Source organism: Sphingobium sp. VMM (assembly GCF_056790315.1).
On record NZ_JBXGSI010000001.1, the window covers coordinates 56,523 to 74,034 of the forward strand.

The 17,512-nt window shown below is 63.6% G+C and carries 15 protein-coding genes; 1 reads left to right on the forward strand and 14 read right to left on the reverse strand.

The features are described from left to right. Window positions 1-282: 282 nt before the first annotated feature. Window positions 283-693 (forward strand): hypothetical protein, encoded by a 411-nt coding sequence (locus ACUCV3_RS00280; protein ID WP_080993653.1) that lies wholly within the window; start codon window positions 283-285, stop codon window positions 691-693. Here the strand turns inward: ACUCV3_RS00280 and ACUCV3_RS00285 are convergent. The 14 genes from ACUCV3_RS00285 to ACUCV3_RS00350 all read right to left on the reverse strand — a co-directional run bounded on the left by ACUCV3_RS00285 (window position 668) and on the right by ACUCV3_RS00350 (window position 17,485). Then, on the reverse strand, window positions 668-4,396 hold the full coding sequence (locus tag ACUCV3_RS00285) for a conjugal transfer protein TraG N-terminal domain-containing protein (RefSeq protein WP_017502981.1): 3,729 nt from the start codon (window positions 4,394-4,396) through the stop codon (window positions 668-670). The genes ACUCV3_RS00280 and ACUCV3_RS00285 overlap by 26 nt on opposite strands. A gap of 15 nt (window positions 4,397-4,411) precedes the next feature. Continuing rightward, complete coding sequence (locus ACUCV3_RS00290) at window positions 4,412-5,776, reverse strand: conjugal transfer protein TraH (RefSeq protein WP_234893287.1); 1,365 nt, start codon at window positions 5,774-5,776, stop codon at window positions 4,412-4,414. Between the two features lie 149 nt (window positions 5,777-5,925). After that, window positions 5,926-6,516, reverse strand: a complete 591-nt coding sequence (locus ACUCV3_RS00295) for a hypothetical protein (RefSeq protein WP_038293044.1) — start codon at window positions 6,514-6,516, stop codon at window positions 5,926-5,928. Beyond that, complete coding sequence (locus ACUCV3_RS00300) at window positions 6,513-7,367, reverse strand: conjugal transfer protein TraF (protein WP_017502984.1); 855 nt, start codon at window positions 7,365-7,367, stop codon at window positions 6,513-6,515. Before ACUCV3_RS00300 ends, ACUCV3_RS00295 begins: the two co-directional genes overlap by 4 nt. Continuing rightward, window positions 7,364-7,963, reverse strand: coding sequence for a S26 family signal peptidase (locus ACUCV3_RS00305; protein ID WP_026109567.1), 600 nt, complete (start codon window positions 7,961-7,963; stop codon window positions 7,364-7,366). The genes ACUCV3_RS00300 and ACUCV3_RS00305 overlap by 4 nt, the downstream gene beginning before the upstream one ends. Next, window positions 7,935-8,471: a type-F conjugative transfer system pilin assembly protein TrbC gene (locus ACUCV3_RS00310; RefSeq protein WP_482240282.1), complete on the reverse strand. Its 537-nt coding sequence runs from the start codon at window positions 8,469-8,471 to the stop codon at window positions 7,935-7,937. The genes ACUCV3_RS00305 and ACUCV3_RS00310 overlap by 29 nt, the downstream gene beginning before the upstream one ends. A 298-nt stretch (window positions 8,472-8,769) precedes the next feature. Then, window positions 8,770-9,858 (reverse strand): conjugal transfer protein TraN, encoded by a 1,089-nt coding sequence (traN, locus tag ACUCV3_RS00315; RefSeq protein ID WP_017502987.1) that lies wholly within the window; start codon window positions 9,856-9,858, stop codon window positions 8,770-8,772. After that, entirely contained in the window at window positions 9,855-11,780 is a 1,926-nt protein-coding gene (locus tag ACUCV3_RS00320; RefSeq protein WP_159366124.1) for a hypothetical protein, read from the reverse strand. The genes traN and ACUCV3_RS00320 overlap by 4 nt, the downstream gene beginning before the upstream one ends. Window positions 11,781-12,142: 362 nt before the next feature. After that, on the reverse strand, window positions 12,143-13,156 hold the full coding sequence (locus ACUCV3_RS00325) for a TraU family protein (protein WP_017500729.1): 1,014 nt from the start codon (window positions 13,154-13,156) through the stop codon (window positions 12,143-12,145). After that, the gene (locus ACUCV3_RS00330) at window positions 13,153-13,725 is read right to left on the reverse strand and encodes a hypothetical protein (RefSeq protein WP_017500730.1); all 573 of its coding nucleotides are present in this window, start codon (window positions 13,723-13,725) and stop codon (window positions 13,153-13,155) included. Before ACUCV3_RS00330 ends, ACUCV3_RS00325 begins: the two co-directional genes overlap by 4 nt. Before the next feature lie 46 nt (window positions 13,726-13,771). Beyond that, window positions 13,772-14,011, reverse strand: coding sequence for a hypothetical protein (locus tag ACUCV3_RS00335; protein WP_017500731.1), 240 nt, complete (start codon window positions 14,009-14,011; stop codon window positions 13,772-13,774). After that, window positions 14,008-14,355 carry a hypothetical protein gene (locus ACUCV3_RS00340; protein ID WP_038292639.1) on the reverse strand — a complete coding sequence of 116 codons (348 nt, stop codon included), beginning with the start codon at window positions 14,353-14,355 and terminating at the stop codon, window positions 14,008-14,010. The genes ACUCV3_RS00335 and ACUCV3_RS00340 overlap by 4 nt, the downstream gene beginning before the upstream one ends. Beyond that, the gene (locus ACUCV3_RS00345; protein ID WP_017500733.1) at window positions 14,352-16,880 is read right to left on the reverse strand and encodes a TraC family protein; all 2,529 of its coding nucleotides are present in this window, start codon (window positions 16,878-16,880) and stop codon (window positions 14,352-14,354) included. The genes ACUCV3_RS00340 and ACUCV3_RS00345 overlap by 4 nt, the downstream gene beginning before the upstream one ends. Further along, window positions 16,877-17,485: a TraV family lipoprotein gene (locus tag ACUCV3_RS00350; RefSeq protein ID WP_017500734.1), complete on the reverse strand. Its 609-nt coding sequence runs from the start codon at window positions 17,483-17,485 to the stop codon at window positions 16,877-16,879. The genes ACUCV3_RS00345 and ACUCV3_RS00350 overlap by 4 nt, the downstream gene beginning before the upstream one ends. Window positions 17,486-17,512 lie beyond the last annotated feature (27 nt).

Sequence of the window (17,512 nt, forward strand, 5' to 3'; positions counted from 1 at the left end):
AAGGTGCTATGAAGAGAAGGTTGTCGCGGGGGGGGGGCGTTGCCGGGATTTCGGCTCTAGCGGTGACCCATTGGGTAACGCTGTATGTAAGACGTTACGCGGGGTTCGTTTCAGAGCCGATATTTAACCAGCGAGGAACTAAAGTCTTGAACGAGGAAGGGGGGATATCTGAAAGGCGAGAAAGTGAGAGTGGACTGCGTTTATATGTTTTTCCGTGTCTGCAGAAGATGGTACTATTGCCAATGAAATTGAATAGCATCGAAATCGAGATGAACAAGCGTGATGGCCCGCCAACTGAAAATTCGTGAATGGCTGTGGCGCCCGATGTATGCGCGCTTTTGGTGGAGTGCGGTCCCGCTGTACTGGGGCGGTTTATTTGCGTCCTCGCGCGTAGAATTCCTTGCTGATTTTTACGGTTCGGCTCTCGCGGGATTCATTAATGTTTTTTTCTTCCCGCCGATCGTAGCTATAGTTCTGTCGTACGGCTTTTTTAAAGCATGGCTGGCGGCAGGACATTTTGAAATGGATGATGAAACAGAAGAGTATTGGGAACGTAGTCCAATGCGCAATAGCCCTTCTGGCATGCTGCGTGAGTTCGATCCGCTAGACCCCGCCTCAGGCTCTAACTGGATTGGGAGTCCGTTGAATCCGTCGCACCCATTTTATGTTATTCGGCCCCGTCATTCTTCTTGAATGACGGATTTCCGTCGAAGGGGCCATTCATCAGATCGGTCGAGAACCTGCCGCTGTTGAGAAGTGAGCTTTGCTCATTAGACGTTACAGGAGCCATTAAATCGGCTGTTCCCCGAGCGCTGTCCGCGTCGCCGAGATACCTGTTCCGCAGCCCATTCGGCCCAAGGATTTCTGTCGCCAGGCGGTGGGAGAATGCTTCAGCTGGATTAGCTGATCTGGCGGCTGATCGCTCGGCATTCGCCAGAGCTTGTCGTACGTCAAAGTTCACAACGTTGAGCTGGGCACTTGCGATTTCGCTAGTCGATCCTGCCTCCTGACTCGAAATACCCAGCGACCCGCCAGCTTGACCGAACGCTGCTCCACCTTGTCTCGACCTGTTGGTCCGGCCTGCTTTTGCACTTGTCCCTCCTGACACTTCTCCGTTCACAGATATTTGAAATGCGTTCTGATCCTGCGCTGTCCTTGCGATTGCACGTTCCCACCCAGTCTGAGCCATAACAGCTTGCACATCTCGCTGAAGTGTGTCCGCCACCTGGGGTTTCAGGCGCCAGTTGCCCTTGCGGTCCATCTCGAACCCGCCGCGCAGCCAGTTGGCCATCGCCGCCTTGCCCTCGTCGCCGCCGCCCATGAAATGTTCGATCGTGTCGGGGCCGGCCTGTTTGCCGGCCTCGAACCTCGTGCTGCTGTCGTTCCGTGCCGATTTCTCGAACCCTGCGCTGCTGGAGACGAGAAGATCATTATGCGCGAGACTGAAGCGTGCATGGCCGCCATTGGCGACAGCGCCAAGCTGACTCTCGTTGAGAAGTCCAGCCTTCCACATCTGGGCCGCCGTCGCCGGTGTCAGGTTGAGGCTGAAATCACCATTTTGATCCATCGCTATCTGCCGCTTGGTCATCTCAATGCCGTTGTCCTTGAGCATCGATTGCACGCGTGACAGGCGTTCCTTGTCGACAATGCTGGTCATTCTGGCATTGCGCGCGCGATCAGCCACGCCTTCGGCGCCGCCCTCAGCCATGTCGACCTGGTTTCCGGCACCGTCTGACAGAGCTCGGATGAAGCTGTCGAGGCGGGCTGCCTCACGCGTCGACATGCCGGCGGCGCCAGCACCTTCCGCAAAGCCGAAATTCTCAGATTGGCGTCGTTGCTCGCCGATCCGGGCTGCGCCACGTGTGCCATCATGGCCGACCTCGCGTTGCGCATCGAGCTTGCCTGAGCGTTCGGCAAAATCATAACCGGCGGCCTCGCGCGTGCGCCCGTAGACGCTCGTGCCTTCGCGGGCCGCTTCAGCCGTCGCCCCGTCGGCGGTGCCGACCTCGCTCGCCGCCCGGTAGGTTTCAAGGGCATGCATGACCTGCGCTTCGCTGCGTCTAGTTGCGCGGGAGAGTTGGGAAATGGCGGTTGAGCGCGCCTCGCCGGAGAGGGCGTTGATGAAGGAGATGCGGCGGTTCATTTCATCCACCGGCACGCCAAGCATCCTTGCTGCGAACCGCTGTCCCTCGTTCCCGCCAGTCCGCCGAGCCTGTTCGGTCGCGACATTGCCCCGCTCGACGGCGGAAACCTGATCGCCCGCATAGTCGCGGCGGCCTTCCATCGCGCCGACCTGCGTTTGCGCGCCGGTAAGCTCATTCCGGAGCATCTCCTCTTGGGAGAAACTGTTGGCGATGAGCTTGGCAAAGGTCGGATCGGCATGGGCCTGTGAGATCAGTCCGCTGGCCTTGAGCGCCGCATCTTCAGGGGAATAGCCTGCGCGCTCGAAATGCCGGCTCGCGCCCTGCATCATCATGTCGTAGGCGCGGGTGTCGCCGAAGGCGCGCCACTGGACGAGGTTCTGGGTGAAGGCGGCAAAGGCCTTCTCGCCGCCCTGACCCGATCCGAAATAGCCTGTGCCCAGCTTCCTCAGCGCGTCCTTTTCCGCGAAATTGTGGATGGCGCCCGTGGCGGCTGCCGCCTGGACCGCGCCTTTGACCGATGGATCGGCGAGGTCGCGGCCGGCGAGCGCTGGTGCGAGCCCGCCAAGTTCTCGGCCGGCGTCGATCCCGCCGAGCCCTAGCGCGGCCTGACCTGGAACGCCCCCATGCGCGCCTTCGACGGCGCCGGCGGCGCCGAAGCTGCGCGTGGCGCCAAAGCTGGACCGCGCGCCGAAATCCCCGAATGAGGATGAGGCGCTGCGGCGGGTGCCCGTGCCGGCGGCAGACGCCTGGGCCTCGAGTGCCGATGCGTAGCCTTCCGATGTGGAGACCGTCGCCGCTGCGGTGGATGCCTGCGCCGTTACGCCCAGCGATCCGCTCGTGAAGGACGAGAAAACATTGCCCGAGAAGCGGAACACCGTGAACACGAAGGCGCCTGCGAGCCCGGCGCCAGCGGTGCGGAAGCTGCCGAATATGGCGAGCGCTTTCATGGCGGAGAAAGGGGCTAGCATCCAGGCATTGGCGGCCAGATGATTGGCCCGCATCTCCGCCAGCGTCGCGGTGGCCCGCCCAAGGGTCAGCTGGTAGATGCCGGCGTCGATCACGCCCCACAGCGCTACGAAGACGAAAAGTCCCAGCGCAAAGCTCGCGACCCGCAGATTGATTGGCGTGAGGATGAAGAGAAGCGCGACCGGCACCATGAAGAGCATGATCCCGAAGACAACGGCGCGGATCGTCGGGAACCATTCATTCGCGGTCGACATGGTCGCAAGCCCGCTCGATACGACAGCCCGGTTGGCCATCACGCGCGAGGCCGTCGCCGGGCTGTCCTCGAAGAGAACATCGCCCACGCTATGCCCAAGCAGGATGTTAGTGAGGAAGGCCTGGGCGGTGAGCGGGGCGCCCATCATCATGTCGCCCATTTCGCCCAGATTGCCGCGGCAGCGCGCGAGTTGATCCGCTTTTGCAATATCGTAGCCGGTGCGGGCGCAGACTTGGGCCGAATAGCTTTCAAAGATGGCGGGATCGGACAGGCGATCGGCGATGTGCTCCCAGGCCTCCTGACAGCTGACCGTCGTGCCGCCCTTGTCCGAGGCTGTGAAGACAGTGCTGAACGTCGATAGCCCGGCCATGGCAGCAAAGGCGGTAGGGAGGGCGGTGCTGGCGCGGAAGAGCTGGTCATCGTCAACGCCATAGGCCGGCGACACGCGCGCAACTGGGTAGCATTGGCGGACATAGTCCTTGACCGTTGCATCGAGGAAGCTGTCGGTCATGGGGCCGCGCGGCGAGACGGCGTTCAGGAACAGATCGAAGGCATGGCCGCCCGCGCCGAACTCGAGCTTGGCATGAGGATCGAGCGTATTGTCGTCGATCGTCTCGGCCAGCGCCCGTTCCATCATGTTGGTGACGCCGGCAACCAACACGATGAGGTTGGGAACGTCTCCCACCGGCTGGTAGGCGTTGCGGACGCGGTCATAGACATGGACCGTGCCGGTGGTTGCGACCAGGCCGACGAAGAGGCCGATCCCCACCAGCATCTGGAAGCCGAAGGCGACAAGACCCATGCCCGTGCCGCGGACCATGGCGAGCACCGCGCCCAGTGCCATGCCGACCACCGCCACGATCAGTACCAGCGTCTCGTAGCGCGGGTCGGCAAAGATCATCGAGACGAGGCGAAAGGCATCGACCGTCTCGGCAAAGCCGTCATAGCTGTGGAAACTGGCTTCCAGAGCAAGGGCCGGCTCAGCGAGGGCAAGGCTGGTCAGGATCGCAAAGAGGCGAACGACAAGGCGCATGGGAAAGGCTCCCCTTTAGCGATTGCGGTTTGTGGCGGTGCCGGCGGCGTCGCGGGCGTCCCGGTCGCGCTGGCGGACGAGACCGGCATAGTTGGTTGAGAGATTGGCTTGGTTGAGGGCGGCTATATAGGATTGGCGCATCTGCGAGCGCTGCCGCAGCACTTCTTCGCGCAGATCGCGAAGCTGCTCTATCCCTTTGGTGAGGATCCGCGTCTGGCAGATATTGGCGTTGCTGCTGTCCGCCGCGCCCGCCGCATTGGTGCCGCGCTCGGCGTTGGTCAGCGCGAAATCGATGCTTCGCGTGAGGTCATTCAGCATCTGATAGGCAAGAGTCAGCGCTACCAGTTCGTCGGTGTCCGCGATGACCGAGTCCACCACATCCTGGCGGACGCCCCACTCCAACATGCGATAGACAGGGAGGGTCCGGACGTTGGCGACAAACTGGCGTTCTTCGGCCGTCAGCGCGGCGCGTGTCCGGATTTTCTCGGCGATCGCTGTCATGCGTTCCCGCGTAAGGGTAAGCGCGCCCTTGGCTCCGTCGCGCGTGCAGTCGGCGCTGGTGGCAGGGATGCCAAGCGCACGCCGCATGACGCGGCCGCTCAGGAAGTCGTCGGAGGATTCGCTATCTTGGCCGGCGCAGGCCGGAATGGCAGAGAAAAGCGGCACCTTGTCGGTCGCGTCCCAGCGCATATAGACGTCGCCCACCCGCGCGCGCATGACGGCGGCCCAGTCCGCCGCGCCGACCCGGTTTGCGGCGTGAGAGATGAGCGATCCGGTCCTGAATATCTCCGTCACCTCAGCCGGGCAGTTGGCGAGCGCATCGCGCAGATCCTCGGTCGGATTATTGCCATTCGACTGGATTTTCTCGCGACTTTGCTGATAGCTTTTGGCATAGCCTTCCTTGACCGATTTGTAGCCGGTCATCTCCTCGATGATGCCGGACATATTGTCGTCGCCCTTGGCGATCTGGACCATGCGGTTGGCGAGGCGGCAATCATTCACTTGAATTGAGTTCAGGTAATTGGTGGCCGCCTCCATCTTTGAAATGATGTTTCCCATCTTCTCATCGAGCGTTTCGAGAAGATATTGGAAGGCGACGGCAGGCGCTGCCTGAAGAATAGTCTCGAGCTTCTCGACGAGATAGTCGGGATCGAGAAAGGACATGCCGCCAAGAAACATGTCGATGCCGCCGCAGCCTGCCTTCACCTTGGGGAGCGTCAGGCTCATCAGATAGTCGTTATGGACGTCGATCCGGCCCGACATGCCGCCGGCGGTGACATAGCCGCGCGTTTGATCCTCAAAGCTGCCCGGGCTGGTATAGGTGACATTGTCGAACCAATGCTCCGCCCAGCTCTGGGCTTGCGCGGGGGCGGGCGTCATGCCGCAGCTGGCAGCGCAGAGCGTGAGAAAGGCGGCGAACCGGCGAAAGAGCGCCTTGGTCTTCAGGCGCGAACGACAGGGGGTGGGGGCGTGGTGCATGGCGGGCTCCAATAGGGTGACGGATCAGGATCGACTGCGCCCGCCATTGCTCAGCCTTTCCGACGATGGGTGGATGGGGAGGACGCCGGCACACCGACGATCCCGGTGAACTTGGACATGGCGCGGACCCCTACGGCCACTCGCACGCCCGTCTGCATCTTTGCCGCTAGGTAGAGATTGCGGCTGATGTTGACCGCATGATCGGTGCCGATCGCGACCGGGATGATGCGATTGGGGTCTGCCAGTGGTCGGACCCATGCAACCGGGTGCCCGATCCAGGGGAGACCGAGGCGGCCCGAGCGGATCATTGCCTCGTCTGTCGAAATCGTCCGGATGGTCCAGCCATGGCGGACCTTCATCGAGCCAAGCTTGGTCCAGAGATCGCTGCAGGGGAGGCAGCCGGGTGCCGTGCTCATTTCGACCACATAGGCGGCGGCCTGGCCTCGCAGAGTCGCTTCGAAGTCCGGAGGATAGACGCTGGTGCGCGGAACGCGATCGAGCCAGCCTTTCATGGCCTGCTCGGTGTTGACCGGATGGACTGCAGCGCGCGCGGCTTCGGCTCGGCTCGGCGGCCCCGCGGCACTCACTGGGTTAGCGACCGCAGGCATCGCAGCTGCCAATGTCATGATGGCTGATCTCATGGCTTGGCGCCCTGGCTGACGGCCGGGTCACTGGCCGCGACCGGACCGTTGGCGAGCGCATCGAAGAAGCCATTCTCTTCGCCTGCCCCGGTCAGAAATTGCTCGGGACGAATGTCGCCGGAGAGCAGTTTCACGGCCTGATAGGCAGTCTGGATGAGATTGGGATAGGCCTCGACGCCATTGGCGATCACCATGCGCTGGGACGAACCGCGGCGGATCACCATGGTGGTTGGCGTGACCTCGACCCCAAAGCGGCTGGAAAGCTCAGGTTTGCGATCGAGATCCTGACTACTGACCTGCCAGCCCATCTCCTCCTGGAAGCGCTGGAGGATCGGCCATTGTACGCGGCAATAGCCACAGCTGGCTCGTGAGAACATGATGAGCGCGAACTCGCCCCCCTTGGACCGGAGATAGGCACGGCGGGTGGCGTCTTTCTGCGCTCCCATGGCGTCGCGCGCGTCGCCCACCACCGGATAGGCGGAGCGGGCGCTCAGTTCTGGATGGGTGAGCATGGCGAGCTGGGTAACCCCGGCAAAAGCGCGGGCCTTGCGCCTGGCGAAATCCTGGAGCCGCCAGAAATCGGCGACAGCATCGACCGTCAGCACAGTCGCGGCATAGTCGCGCTGCTCGGTGATGAGCTTGGCGATCCGGGGCGGGCTCCATCTGGCGAGCTCTGTCATCGGCGGGATGACGGGCGCGGGCGGCAATTGATCCTCGCCCGCTTCGCCGGGGTCCGCGGGCTTGGGGGCATACCACCAATAGCCGAGCTTGGAGCCGCTGTCGGGTTGCGCGTCTGCCGATGCGGTGGCGGCCGCAAGCGCGATCGCGGCAGCGGCGATGCCCCGCCTCACAGCACCCGCTCCATGCGGGTCAGGCGTTCGATCCGCACTGGGCCAAAGTACCGGCTGTCAAAGCCTTCGGGATGGTCGGAGCCCACATAAACAAAGCCGGCTGGAATGTTCCGATTTCCCCAGCGCAGATGATCGAGGCGCTGGCCATTGCGGCCCATAGGGCGGCTGATTCCCAGCAGGCGGTCACCGCAATAATAGCTGCTGTTCGTCACCTTGCCATCGAAGACCGAATGGCGCTCGACCTCGCGCAGGCGCTCGCCCGGCATGCACATCGCCCGCTTGGTGACGCTGACGGGCTGGGGGCCGGCTATCGGATGGGACAGCGCGAACATGACAAGGTCGCCCTTGTGGATTGCCCCCGGCGCCGCGCGCACGGCCCAGGCGTCGATCGACGGGCTCATCACGATGGTCAAGGCTGGGATCGCCTGCCAGGTGATCGTCGCCAGCGGCACGGTGATACCCAGCGCGAGCCAGAAGCGTCTGGGACGTGCCTTGTGATCGCCGACCGCGCCGCCCAGCGCCAGAGCGGCTTCGCGCGGGAGCGTCTTCAATCCGTGGGAAAGCCGGTTAGCGGCCAGCCAGACGAGCCGAAGCATCGCGCACCTCCTCCTTGCCGCCGAGGCGGGCATATTCATCCAGCAAGCCAGAAAGCGCGGCGTCGCCGAGCACGAGATGGGCGGCACGAGGCGCGGTTTCGTCCTCCCGTTCGCAATAGGGCTGGGTCGGATCGCCCGGCACCATGGCGAGGGCGGGCACACGGGCTATGCCATGCTGACGGAAGAGGATCGGATCGATCACCACCTGGACGTTGCGCATCGTGCAGGCCGGCCCCTCGCATCCGGGATCGACGCGCCGCATCCTTGCCGTAAGCTCTGCCATCGGACCAATCTTCGTGAGACCTCCGGGTACGCCGCGAAAGGCGATGACCCCGCCGACCCGTTCGAGCTGTCCTGCGTAGGTTCGCAACGTCTCGATTGGCATGGACGAGGAAGCGAACAGCAGCGGCACCCAGGCCTTGGCCGATGCGTTCGAAGCGGGGGGTGCTGGCGTCGGAGCGCCATCAGGCGGTGCCAGGCCCAGCGCCTGATGAAGCCGGGCACTCATGGCCTGTTGCTCCGTCGCGAGCGCATTGGCTGCCTGGATTTGCGCTGCGCGTGCCTGCGCCTCCATCCGCGGATCGACCCGCCGTTTGCCCATGGCCTCGAAGGCACGTCGTTTGAGATCCGAAGAGGGGGCAGGGAGCGTGTCAGGCCCGGCGTGTATCGCTGGATTAGCGCTGGCCTTGGCTTGCCGAAGCTGTTCCATGGCGGACGTCCCTTGGTCTGCCGGTTGAGCCTCCCGTGCCTGCCCTGGCGCTGCGCCCATAAGCGCGAACGCAAGCATGAGCGGGGCCATATGGCTGTCAGGGATTGACGGTGCGCAGATAGGCATCGACCTTCTCCTCCATATCTTGTCGGATGTCGGACTGGGCGCGCGCCTCGATCTCCGCATAATATTGCGAGAGATCCATTCGGCTGAAATCGAGCGCCTGGAATTCTTCAGCGGTAAAGCCCCGGCAATAGGGCTGCTTGGGTGTTCCCCATCCCATGGCGTTGAAGGCGCTGAGCTGCGGTCGGCCCTGCTCCTGGATGATGCGGCCAAGCTTGGTGTTGAAGCAGCAATGGCCGCGGGCCTTCTGGATGCAGATGCCAAGGATCGAGGAGGAGCAATAAGTGCCGACCTCGTGGCACATCCCCGAACCACGCAGCATGCCGGTTTCCATATCCTGTTGGTCACAGCCCTGGAGCAGCACCTCCATCATGAAGTTGATGGCAAGGCTGATTGCGATCGAGGTGGGATCGAGCCCGACGATGATCGCGTTGGCGCCGGCACTGGCCGCCTGGCCCGCCGTCGCGCCCGCCTTGAAGGCGAGATAGGCGGCCTTGGCGCCGGTGAACACGCCCTTAGCGATCGCGATCTTGGTCGTGATCGAGCTGATCGAACCGCCCATGCCGTCCTTGACGATCTTGTCCCGATCCTTGCAGCAATTCTGGAAGGTGACGCTGGCGCCAGGCGGACGGCAGCGCAGCGCCCGGCCGCCAAATATCTCGATCGTGCCGAGGCAGTTGCCATCGGCGTCGACCGGGCCGTCATTGTCCGGTCCCGCGTCATCGACCAGAAGCTCATCCTCGACCGGATTGAGCGCGGTGTCGATGCAGGCGACGGGCGAGCAGGTCGGTGTTCCGCCTGCTGCTGGCACCAGGCATTGATGATCGGCCCCCAGCGGGCAGCTATAGGCGCCTGCGGCGTCGACCACGCAGGGTATTTGCTGGATCGGGCACTGCGTCGCGCCGCCAGCCATGGTGACGCAGCTCGCCATCTCGCCTTCGTCAGCCGCATCGCCATTGCCGTTCAAATCAGCGGCGCAGAGCTGGGCCGCCGATGCCGGCCCAGGAATGGTGACTGCAACGAGCGCGGCGCTCAGCAGTCCGAATATGATCCGTTGTCTCATGGCGTCCCCGCAGTGCAGGCAAGGTCGGAGCCGGCGAGGCGCACGGTCTGCATCATGACGGCGGCTTCAGGGAAATCGTCGAGGCAGCCGCAGGCGGTGACCAGTTCCTCCCCTTCGCCCAAGGGGCAGACATTGTCCGCGGTGCAGCTATGATAGAAACTGTTCCAGCCGGCCGGATCATTTTGGCTAGCCCCGACCACACCGGAGATAGCGACGTCGCTGTTCGCCCTGGGCGCACGGGTCTTGCAGATCGGCTCGCAGGCCGGAACCGTCCCGCGATCGGGCAGGGAAAATGCCCGCGTCGAGGTCGAGATCGTTCCGTCGCTCGACAGGGTGCGATCAGCGAGCAGGGTTTCGGTCGAATGGTCAATGATATAGGCGCTGCGCGACAGATCGGGCGCGCTGAGCTCACCGCTATCAATCAGGCATTTATAGCGGCGGTCCCGCTCGAAAAAGTCGCGGCTATACTGGAACGTGCAATGGCCCGTACCGATTAGACGGGTCTGGGCGAGGGGTTTGAGACCTGTATTCACGCCATTGGCGAAGGTCGTGACGCCGTCGACGCTCTCGCTGTCCAGCCTGCACGCCGCGTCCTGGGCATAGCCTGCGCAGAGATCCACCAGCCGTTCGGAAACCTCGCAGGCCGTATCGACCTGAACCTCGACAGTGACATAGCCCCAATTGCCATCGCCCCCGGCTCGCACCCGCGCGCCGACCGTCATGGCGCCGGCGCGCAGCTGGGGCGTGATGTCGATGGCGGTGCGATTATAATAGGGATCGCCGCTGATCCGGCAGTCACCAGATGGCAGGGCCTCACCGGTCCAGGGGCGCTTCCCGGCATAGCCGACGATCTGGCCGTTGACCCGTGCCTGGACCCAGTCGTCCGCGCCCATTTCCACGATCCGGGCGGAGACGATGCGTGCCGGCGCGATTGGGTCGAAGGTGGCTGTATGAATGGGCGGAACGCTGCCGCAGGTGCCGGAACCGCGGATCTGATAGCGACGGCAGCCGGTGCCGCAGGCGGTGGAGGTCACCGTTCCGGCAACGCCCAATATGTCGTCATAGTCCCAGGATTTGACGCTGATCTCCCGATCGATCGAGCAGCTCCGCGTGACCTCGGCCTTGCCGGTCGCCGACGCCGAACCGGCCAGCGCCTGAAAGACGCTGCTTGCCTGCGCGCTCGCACTGGCGTCCCCGCTGATCGCGGTTGGATCGGCGCGATAGCTGGTCGAAGATAGAGAAGGCGACGCGGTACAGGCCGTCGTCTGGGCGCCGACATAACGGATGACAGGCCCTTCGATGCTTGCCTGCGCCACCCCGATCCGGGGATCGGCCGTGGTGAGCGCGCCGATGATGCCCCCGCCCAAATCCTTGAGGACAGAATTGAGGTTGCCGAGCACCAGGTTGCTGCCGCAACTCGCATTGACGCAATAGCAGGCGGAGAGGTCGGTCAGCGGCACCTGGGTAAGCTTGAGGTTGCCGGACGACGCGACATCCCATTGGAAGGGGGTGCAGTTGTTCCAGCTGCCAGGGTCGCAGGAGACGATGCCGTTCGCGCAGATACCCGAGACCGGGACGGGAAGGGTCAAATTTTGATCGAAGCTGCCGTCGAGATCGCTGTCGCGCGCTATGCTCAAATGGGTGATGTCGCCGGTCGTGCCGGGCTGGACCAGCAGCTCCAGCATCGTCGCGCTCTTCTGGCAGGCCAGGCTGGTAGTGAAGGTGCGGCTGTTGTCGACGGTGCTGATCGCCTCACCTGACAGACCTGGATTGACGTAATTGCTGGTGATCGCGTCGCTGTCGCTCGACTTCGTCCGCGATGCAGCCGTCGCGGCGCGCGCGCGGGCCTCCATATCCTGCGCTTGGGTACCTTGCGGCGCGAGCGCCACGCTGCCCATGAAGATGAGGATCATGTTCTTCATCGGAAGCCTCCGGGCGAACTCGAAATTTCCGCAGGGGGCAGACGAAAGGCCTGTCCGCTGGCTTTCACGCGGGCGCAGGCACGGCCTTTTAAAGGTGGTCAGCACGGCCGATGTCGGATCAGGCGCTAGAGAGGGGGGGCACCCGATCCGAGCAGGGGGCTCACCGACCGTGCTGACCTTTCCCACGCTTGGGCCCGATCTGGCGGTTATCGGGCGCGCGAGGGAAATGGGGGTTGGAGCGACGCTGTGGAAGAACGGCGTCGCCCCGCCCTCGCCGCGATCGAACGTGCCGGCATGGCCTAGGCGGGCAGACCATCCGGAATGCTCGTTGATCGCTACGGGGGATGGGGGAGGTATCTGGCTCACGGGGTGGATACTCCCGCGCAGCAGATCACTTTTTCAAAAGACATGAACTGGGCATTGTCCTTGCCGGGCGCATGTTTGCCGCTCGACCAGAGGGCGCCGGGACGCCCGATATTGACGCATTTGCCGCCTTTGACCGGCTCCATGATCTGGAGCTTGTAACGGCTCTTGGTCCAGATGGGCTGCGCCTTGAAGGAGCAGCCGTCAGCCGAACTGATAGTGAGCGCGCCAAGACGGCCCATCAGATAAGTCCCGCGCGCGGCAAGCCCTGCCCAGGCCTCGACGCTGTCACCAAAATGGATGTCGCCCGCGACCGGATAGGTGGCGCCCCAGCTGCCCATGCACCAGAAAAGCGGATCGAGCACTTTGCCGGCCGCCGCCGCGGCGCTGTCGGCCATGCAGGCAAGGCCGGCTGCGGGGTTGCCGAAGAGAATGCCCTCGGGCTGGATGATCGCGCCCAGCGTCCCCGACTGCCAGGTCGGCAGCACCTCGGTGATCATCGCCACATCGAACCCGTCGTCCTCGATGCAGGGCAGGTCGGTGAACATGTCGAGCATCTTCCAGACCGGCGAGATATAATAATGCATCTGCGCGAACATTTTCTGGCTGTTTGTGCCATCGGCGATCGACGACTGACTGCCCTGGAGCTTGCCGCCGGTTGGCAGGAGATCTGCGCCGAGCGCCATCATGCAGCCGGGCTCGGTCACCACATCGATCATGCGATTGGGCGACCAGAAGCTGACCTTCACGCCGAACCAGAAGGTGGCGCCCTTGCGGCAGGCGCATAGCGGCTTGGAGGCTGACTGGGCGTCCAGTTCCTTGTCGAGCTTGTCGAAACTTCCGACCCGAACGCCGCCGATGGTGATCGGGAAGATGCAGGTCCAGCGCACTTTGGTCAGCGGATTGAAGATGGTGCCGGCCTCGCATTTGGAGGCCCGCGCGGGCGCACTGGCAGAGCCGAGCGCAAGCGCGAGAGAGAGGGCGGCGGCACGTAGGAGGGGCTGGCACTTCATGGCCGGGCGCTCCGAGCTGCGGGACGCTCCGGCGCATATTCGTAAAGGACGAGCTTCTTCCCTTCCTGCGCGACGATGACCGGCGCGACGGTAAGCCCGAGCCTTTCCTTTACGCGCTCCTCCAGGATGAAAAGCGGGCGGCCGGTGCGTTCGGAGAGTTCAAGCGCATCGCCAGCGGTCAGCAGGATGAAATCGGTGAAGCGCGCGGCCTTCAGCGCCCAGGCAAGATCGCGCGGATGGACAATGATGAGGCGCTGGAGCAGCGAGACATATTCGAGGGGATTGAAGGTGAAGCCCTTGGGATAAAGGACACGGCCGTCAGGCAGACGGATATCCTCATCGACCGTGTAGAAGGGAATGATGGTCCGGGTCCGATCGGCCGGAGCTGGTCCCAGCGACGCAGCCTTGAGCGCCGACCATTTGGCGCGAGGGCCGAACTTCGCCGCCATGTGAGGCGCATTGGCGACCCGTGCCTCGATCTCGCTCATCGCGTCAGGCTCAGCGATCGGCCAGGTGCGGCCAATCGTCGAGGTCGCGCCCTGTGCCTGCTGGCAGGCGAGGCCCAGCATGAGGGCACCGAGAAGCGCGTGGCGCGCGCGAGCGGGGAAGCGGGTTTCAGTGGACATGACGCTTCGCCCACCATGGCTTGCCCTCGTCATCACGCTCCCCGCGCACAGCGACGATCAGCGCGGCGAGACCGAGCACACCTGTCACACCGAGGAACAGGCGGAGGGATGTGGGCAGTGGATCCGATGCCTGCAGCACCAGCACCGTCTGGATCAGCAACAGGAGATGGGTGCCGAGCAGCAGGCGGACCGGACCATGGGCGGGGGAAGAGGTGAGGATCCCGCTCATTGGCCGCGCCGCCAGCGGGTGAAATGATCGAGGCCGCGATCGAAGGCACCGGTGAGGCCGATGAGCAGCATGCCGCTCGCAAAGCAGCCGGCCGACACCATGATGGCGGCGCGCAGGACCATGGCGGCAGGTTGGTGGAGGGCGAGGCCGGCGCAGAGGATGAGCGCGCCCATCATCAAGGTTTCGATCGTCACGAGCCGGAAGCGCCAGAACAGGGCCTGGTGCTGGGCGAGGCTCGCGGCGCGCGCTTCGATCAAAGCTTCGATCGTCGGATCGAGATCGAGGTCCAGCTGTGGGCCTGTAGGCTTAGTGTGCGGTTGCTGGGCGGGAGGATTTCGCATCATGAGAGCTCCTGCGACGGGTAGGATCTTGGCGCGCCGAGCAGCTCCGCGGGGTCGACGCCGGCGAGATCGCAGACCGCTTCGAGCGGCGAGAGGCCGGCGCGCAGGCGCGCTTCGAACGCGGCTACCTCCTGGGGTGCTGAGGTGTTGATCCAGTAAGAAAAGGGATCGACGACCAGACGGGCGATGCCGAGGCCGAGCGGCGAGTCGATGAAAACCTCGGAATAATGCGGCTTGTTGTTCCGGACCGACTTCAGGAGATCGAGGACGAAGCCTGAGTAATCCAGGATCTTGTTCTCGACCGCGCGTTCATAGGTGGAGCCCTGAAGCAGGAAGCGGGTAGCGGCATTTTCCAGGATCACCTGCCCTGTGCCGCCGAACAGCAGCAGATCGTTCATCGACTGGAGGACGACCCCGAAGCTCCCCTGATATTTGCGCGCGCGCCTGTAGCCCTGGCCGAACACTTCGGCGAGGCGGGAGAGATCCTGGCCATCGGTTCGGGTCATGAACTGGGCGGCTTCATCGCACAGGACAAATCTCGGTCGGTCCCGGGCGGAGAGGTAAAGCTCCTGGCTCACCGCATTCACGACCACCATGACGATGACGTTGAAGAGGTCCGGCATGGCTTTCAGGCGTTCGAGTTCAAGCACGACAAATTCGTCGGCCGAGATGTCGAAGGTGGAGGGCCCGTTGAAGAAATGGCCATAGGCGCCCGAACTGCCGAAATCGCGCAGGTTGAAGGCGAGCTCACGCGCAACGGGGACGAGATGGTCGACCTTGTCGAGATCGCTTATGGCATCGGCTGGATAGGCACCGAGCCAATCCCGCACCGCATCGATCCCCGCTTCCGCGCGCCCGCTGTCGATCGTCCACTGGACGGCGGATTTGAGCAAATTCCATTCGGACGTCGTGACGCCCTTGCGGGTCGCGGCATTGGCCATTTCAGCGACGATCGCAACGGCCATGGAGATGGCTGACTGGCGATCATCGCCATCGAGCGCAAAGCCCATGTCGAAGGGATTGAGGACCAGCGCTTCCTCGCCAATGTCGATATAGCGGCCCGAGCAAAGGGTGCAGAGCTTCCGGTAGCTGCCGCCGATATCGATGATGCGGATGAGCGCGCCCTGCGCATAATATTGCAGGCAGAGATTGTTGAGGAGGAAGCTCTTGCCCGCGCCGCTCTCGGCCGAGACGATGAAGTTATAATTGTTGATACGCGGGTCGAAGAGATCGAGCGTGATGAGCTGGCCCTTGCGCCCGACATAGAGAAGGGCAGGCCGCCCGCCGCCACGAAAGTCGGTCTGGACAGGCGCCAGCAATGCGGCCGCCTTGGCCGGCATGGGAAGATCGCGCTCCAGCATCCGCAGCGTCCGGCGCTCAGGGTAGAAGCCGAAGGGCAGGCTCATAGGCAGCAGGATGGGATTGAGATAGCTCTCCTCCTGCATCATCCATGGCAGCGGCTCGCTTTCCCAAAGGCGCTTGGCGCGGGCGGCCATTTCACGGGCCTGTGCGCTGTCGCGGCCGAAGACCCAGACGGTTGGGATGACCGAGACGAAGCGGCTGTTGCCCGCTTCATCGAGCACCCAGCCAATCTCCTCGATCTGCTTTCCGACCTCGACGGCAAAGCTTCCGGCCGCCTTTTGCGCGGAAAGGATCTGCGCGCGCTTGTGGATCTCGAAAGCCGAGTGATCGAAGAGGATGTTGAGCGTATAGAGGAAGGGGCCGCCAATCTGGTCGCTATCCTCGGCCGCGCCGCGCATGCCTCCGAGCAGCCGGTTGCAGCGCTCGGCCGTAACCCGGCGAGCTGGTGATTTGGGCGTCAGGCAGCGAGCCACCTGATTGCCAAAATAAAGCTCCGGGCCATCGAACAGCAGGTCCGGGCCTGCATCGATGATCTGTTTGCGCACCGGGCGCGCGGGATGGTCAGGGGCGCCCGTGGCAAAGACGCCCGGAGCCGGATCGAAGGCGCCGTTGAAGATGCGGCGATAGAAACTCACTAGCGCTTCAGGCGCCATGCGCACGATCCCGAGCTTGGAGAGCTGCTCCTCGATCTGGCGGCGCAGGTCCGCGCCCAGCGGGGTGCGCGATTTGATTGCGAGCAGCACGCGGAAGTTACGGACGGGAATGCCATGAAGGGCTGGGAGTCCTTCGGTTCCATGGCGCAGATATTGTGCCGTGCGCCGGGCCGATGCCTGGACGAGTGGATCGGGCCGGGATTTAAGATCGAGATAGGCATCGAGCGCCTGGTCGATCAGCGGATCGGCAAAGCAGTGGAGCTGGACCACGGTGCCGGTGCCGAACTGGATGTTGAGAAGGCCGAGCAGCGCCTGATGCACATGGGCGAAGAGATAGGCCGACGGCACCAGCTCCCAGGCCTGACCCCAGCCATCGTCGATGGTGAGGAAGGCTTCCTCTTCCTCGACCCAGCTCACCATGGGCAAAAAGTCTGAATAAGCGTCGCGCGACACGCTTTGTTGCAGCCGCTTGATGGTCATGCCGCCGCCATGGCGTGTGCCGAGCCCCCTCATTGATCCTGCTCCTGTGGCGGCGCCGGGATATCGCTATCGGGCAGCGTGGGCCTGGCCTTGGTCTGTTCAAGGATCGGCGCGCGCGCGGCCGGTTCGGTCGGATTGACGAGATAGTCGCCGACCACCCACTGCGGCTTGTCGAGGATCGAATAGACGTAGCGCGGCATGTAGAGCCGGTCGGGCCGCTCGCGATCGGCATAAGGCAGGATCAGCGTGCGGACCGTGCGGCCGGGCCGGAGCATAGGCGTGACCGGCGCCTCGACGAGGCCCTGAAGTTCGCGATAGACGCTGCTGCGGTAGCCGACATAGCCATCCGCGGCGGCATTTCGGCTGCTCCGTTGCGCACCGGTGCGCCCGAGAGTTTCGTCGGCCCGGCTGCCATTCGTGACCTTGGGATCGGATTTCGATGCCCGTCCGGCCACGGCGTCGGCATAGGCCTTCTCAGGATGGATGCACTGGCCATGATCGCTGTTCTTGCAGCTGAACTTCTCAGGATAGGGCGACATGGCCGAGCCGATCGCCGCGCAGCCTGGCAAGATGCCAAGCAGGAGGAGCAGAGCGGCGCTGGACAGTCGTGCCGCGTTGCGAGGGTGCTGGGTGGGCATGGGATACTCTCCCTGGGGGCGACAAGT

Excerpts from the sequence above, each read along its gene's own strand:
- ACUCV3_RS00330 (WP_017500730.1), bottom strand. The coding sequence starts at position 13,725 with ATGCTGGGCCTCGCCTGCCAGCAGGCACAGGGCGCGACCTCGACGATT.
- ACUCV3_RS00295 (WP_038293044.1), bottom strand. The coding sequence starts at position 6,516 with ATGAGATCAGCCATCATGACATTGGCAGCTGCGATGCCTGCGGTCGCT.
- ACUCV3_RS00335 (WP_017500731.1), bottom strand. The coding sequence starts at position 14,011 with ATGAGCGGGATCCTCACCTCTTCCCCCGCCCATGGTCCGGTCCGCCTG.
- ACUCV3_RS00350 (WP_017500734.1), bottom strand. The coding sequence starts at position 17,485 with ATGCCCACCCAGCACCCTCGCAACGCGGCACGACTGTCCAGCGCCGCT.
- ACUCV3_RS00340 (WP_038292639.1), bottom strand. The coding sequence starts at position 14,355 with ATGATGCGAAATCCTCCCGCCCAGCAACCGCACACTAAGCCTACAGGC.
- ACUCV3_RS00310 (WP_482240282.1), bottom strand. The coding sequence starts at position 8,471 with ATGAGTGCCCGGCTTCATCAGGCGCTGGGCCTGGCACCGCCTGATGGC.
- ACUCV3_RS00280 (WP_080993653.1), top strand. The coding sequence starts at position 283 with ATGGCCCGCCAACTGAAAATTCGTGAATGGCTGTGGCGCCCGATGTAT.
- ACUCV3_RS00305 (WP_026109567.1), bottom strand. The coding sequence starts at position 7,963 with ATGCTTCGGCTCGTCTGGCTGGCCGCTAACCGGCTTTCCCACGGATTG.
- ACUCV3_RS00285 (WP_017502981.1), bottom strand. The coding sequence starts at position 4,396 with ATGCGCCTTGTCGTTCGCCTCTTTGCGATCCTGACCAGCCTTGCCCTC.
- ACUCV3_RS00345 (WP_017500733.1), bottom strand. The coding sequence starts at position 16,880 with ATGAGGGGGCTCGGCACACGCCATGGCGGCGGCATGACCATCAAGCGG.
- ACUCV3_RS00325 (WP_017500729.1), bottom strand. The coding sequence starts at position 13,156 with ATGAAGTGCCAGCCCCTCCTACGTGCCGCCGCCCTCTCTCTCGCGCTT.
- traN (WP_017502987.1), bottom strand. The coding sequence starts at position 9,858 with ATGAGACAACGGATCATATTCGGACTGCTGAGCGCCGCGCTCGTTGCA.
- ACUCV3_RS00290 (WP_234893287.1), bottom strand. The coding sequence starts at position 5,776 with ATGACGCCCGCCCCCGCGCAAGCCCAGAGCTGGGCGGAGCATTGGTTC.
- ACUCV3_RS00320 (WP_159366124.1), bottom strand. The coding sequence starts at position 11,780 with ATGAAGAACATGATCCTCATCTTCATGGGCAGCGTGGCGCTCGCGCCG.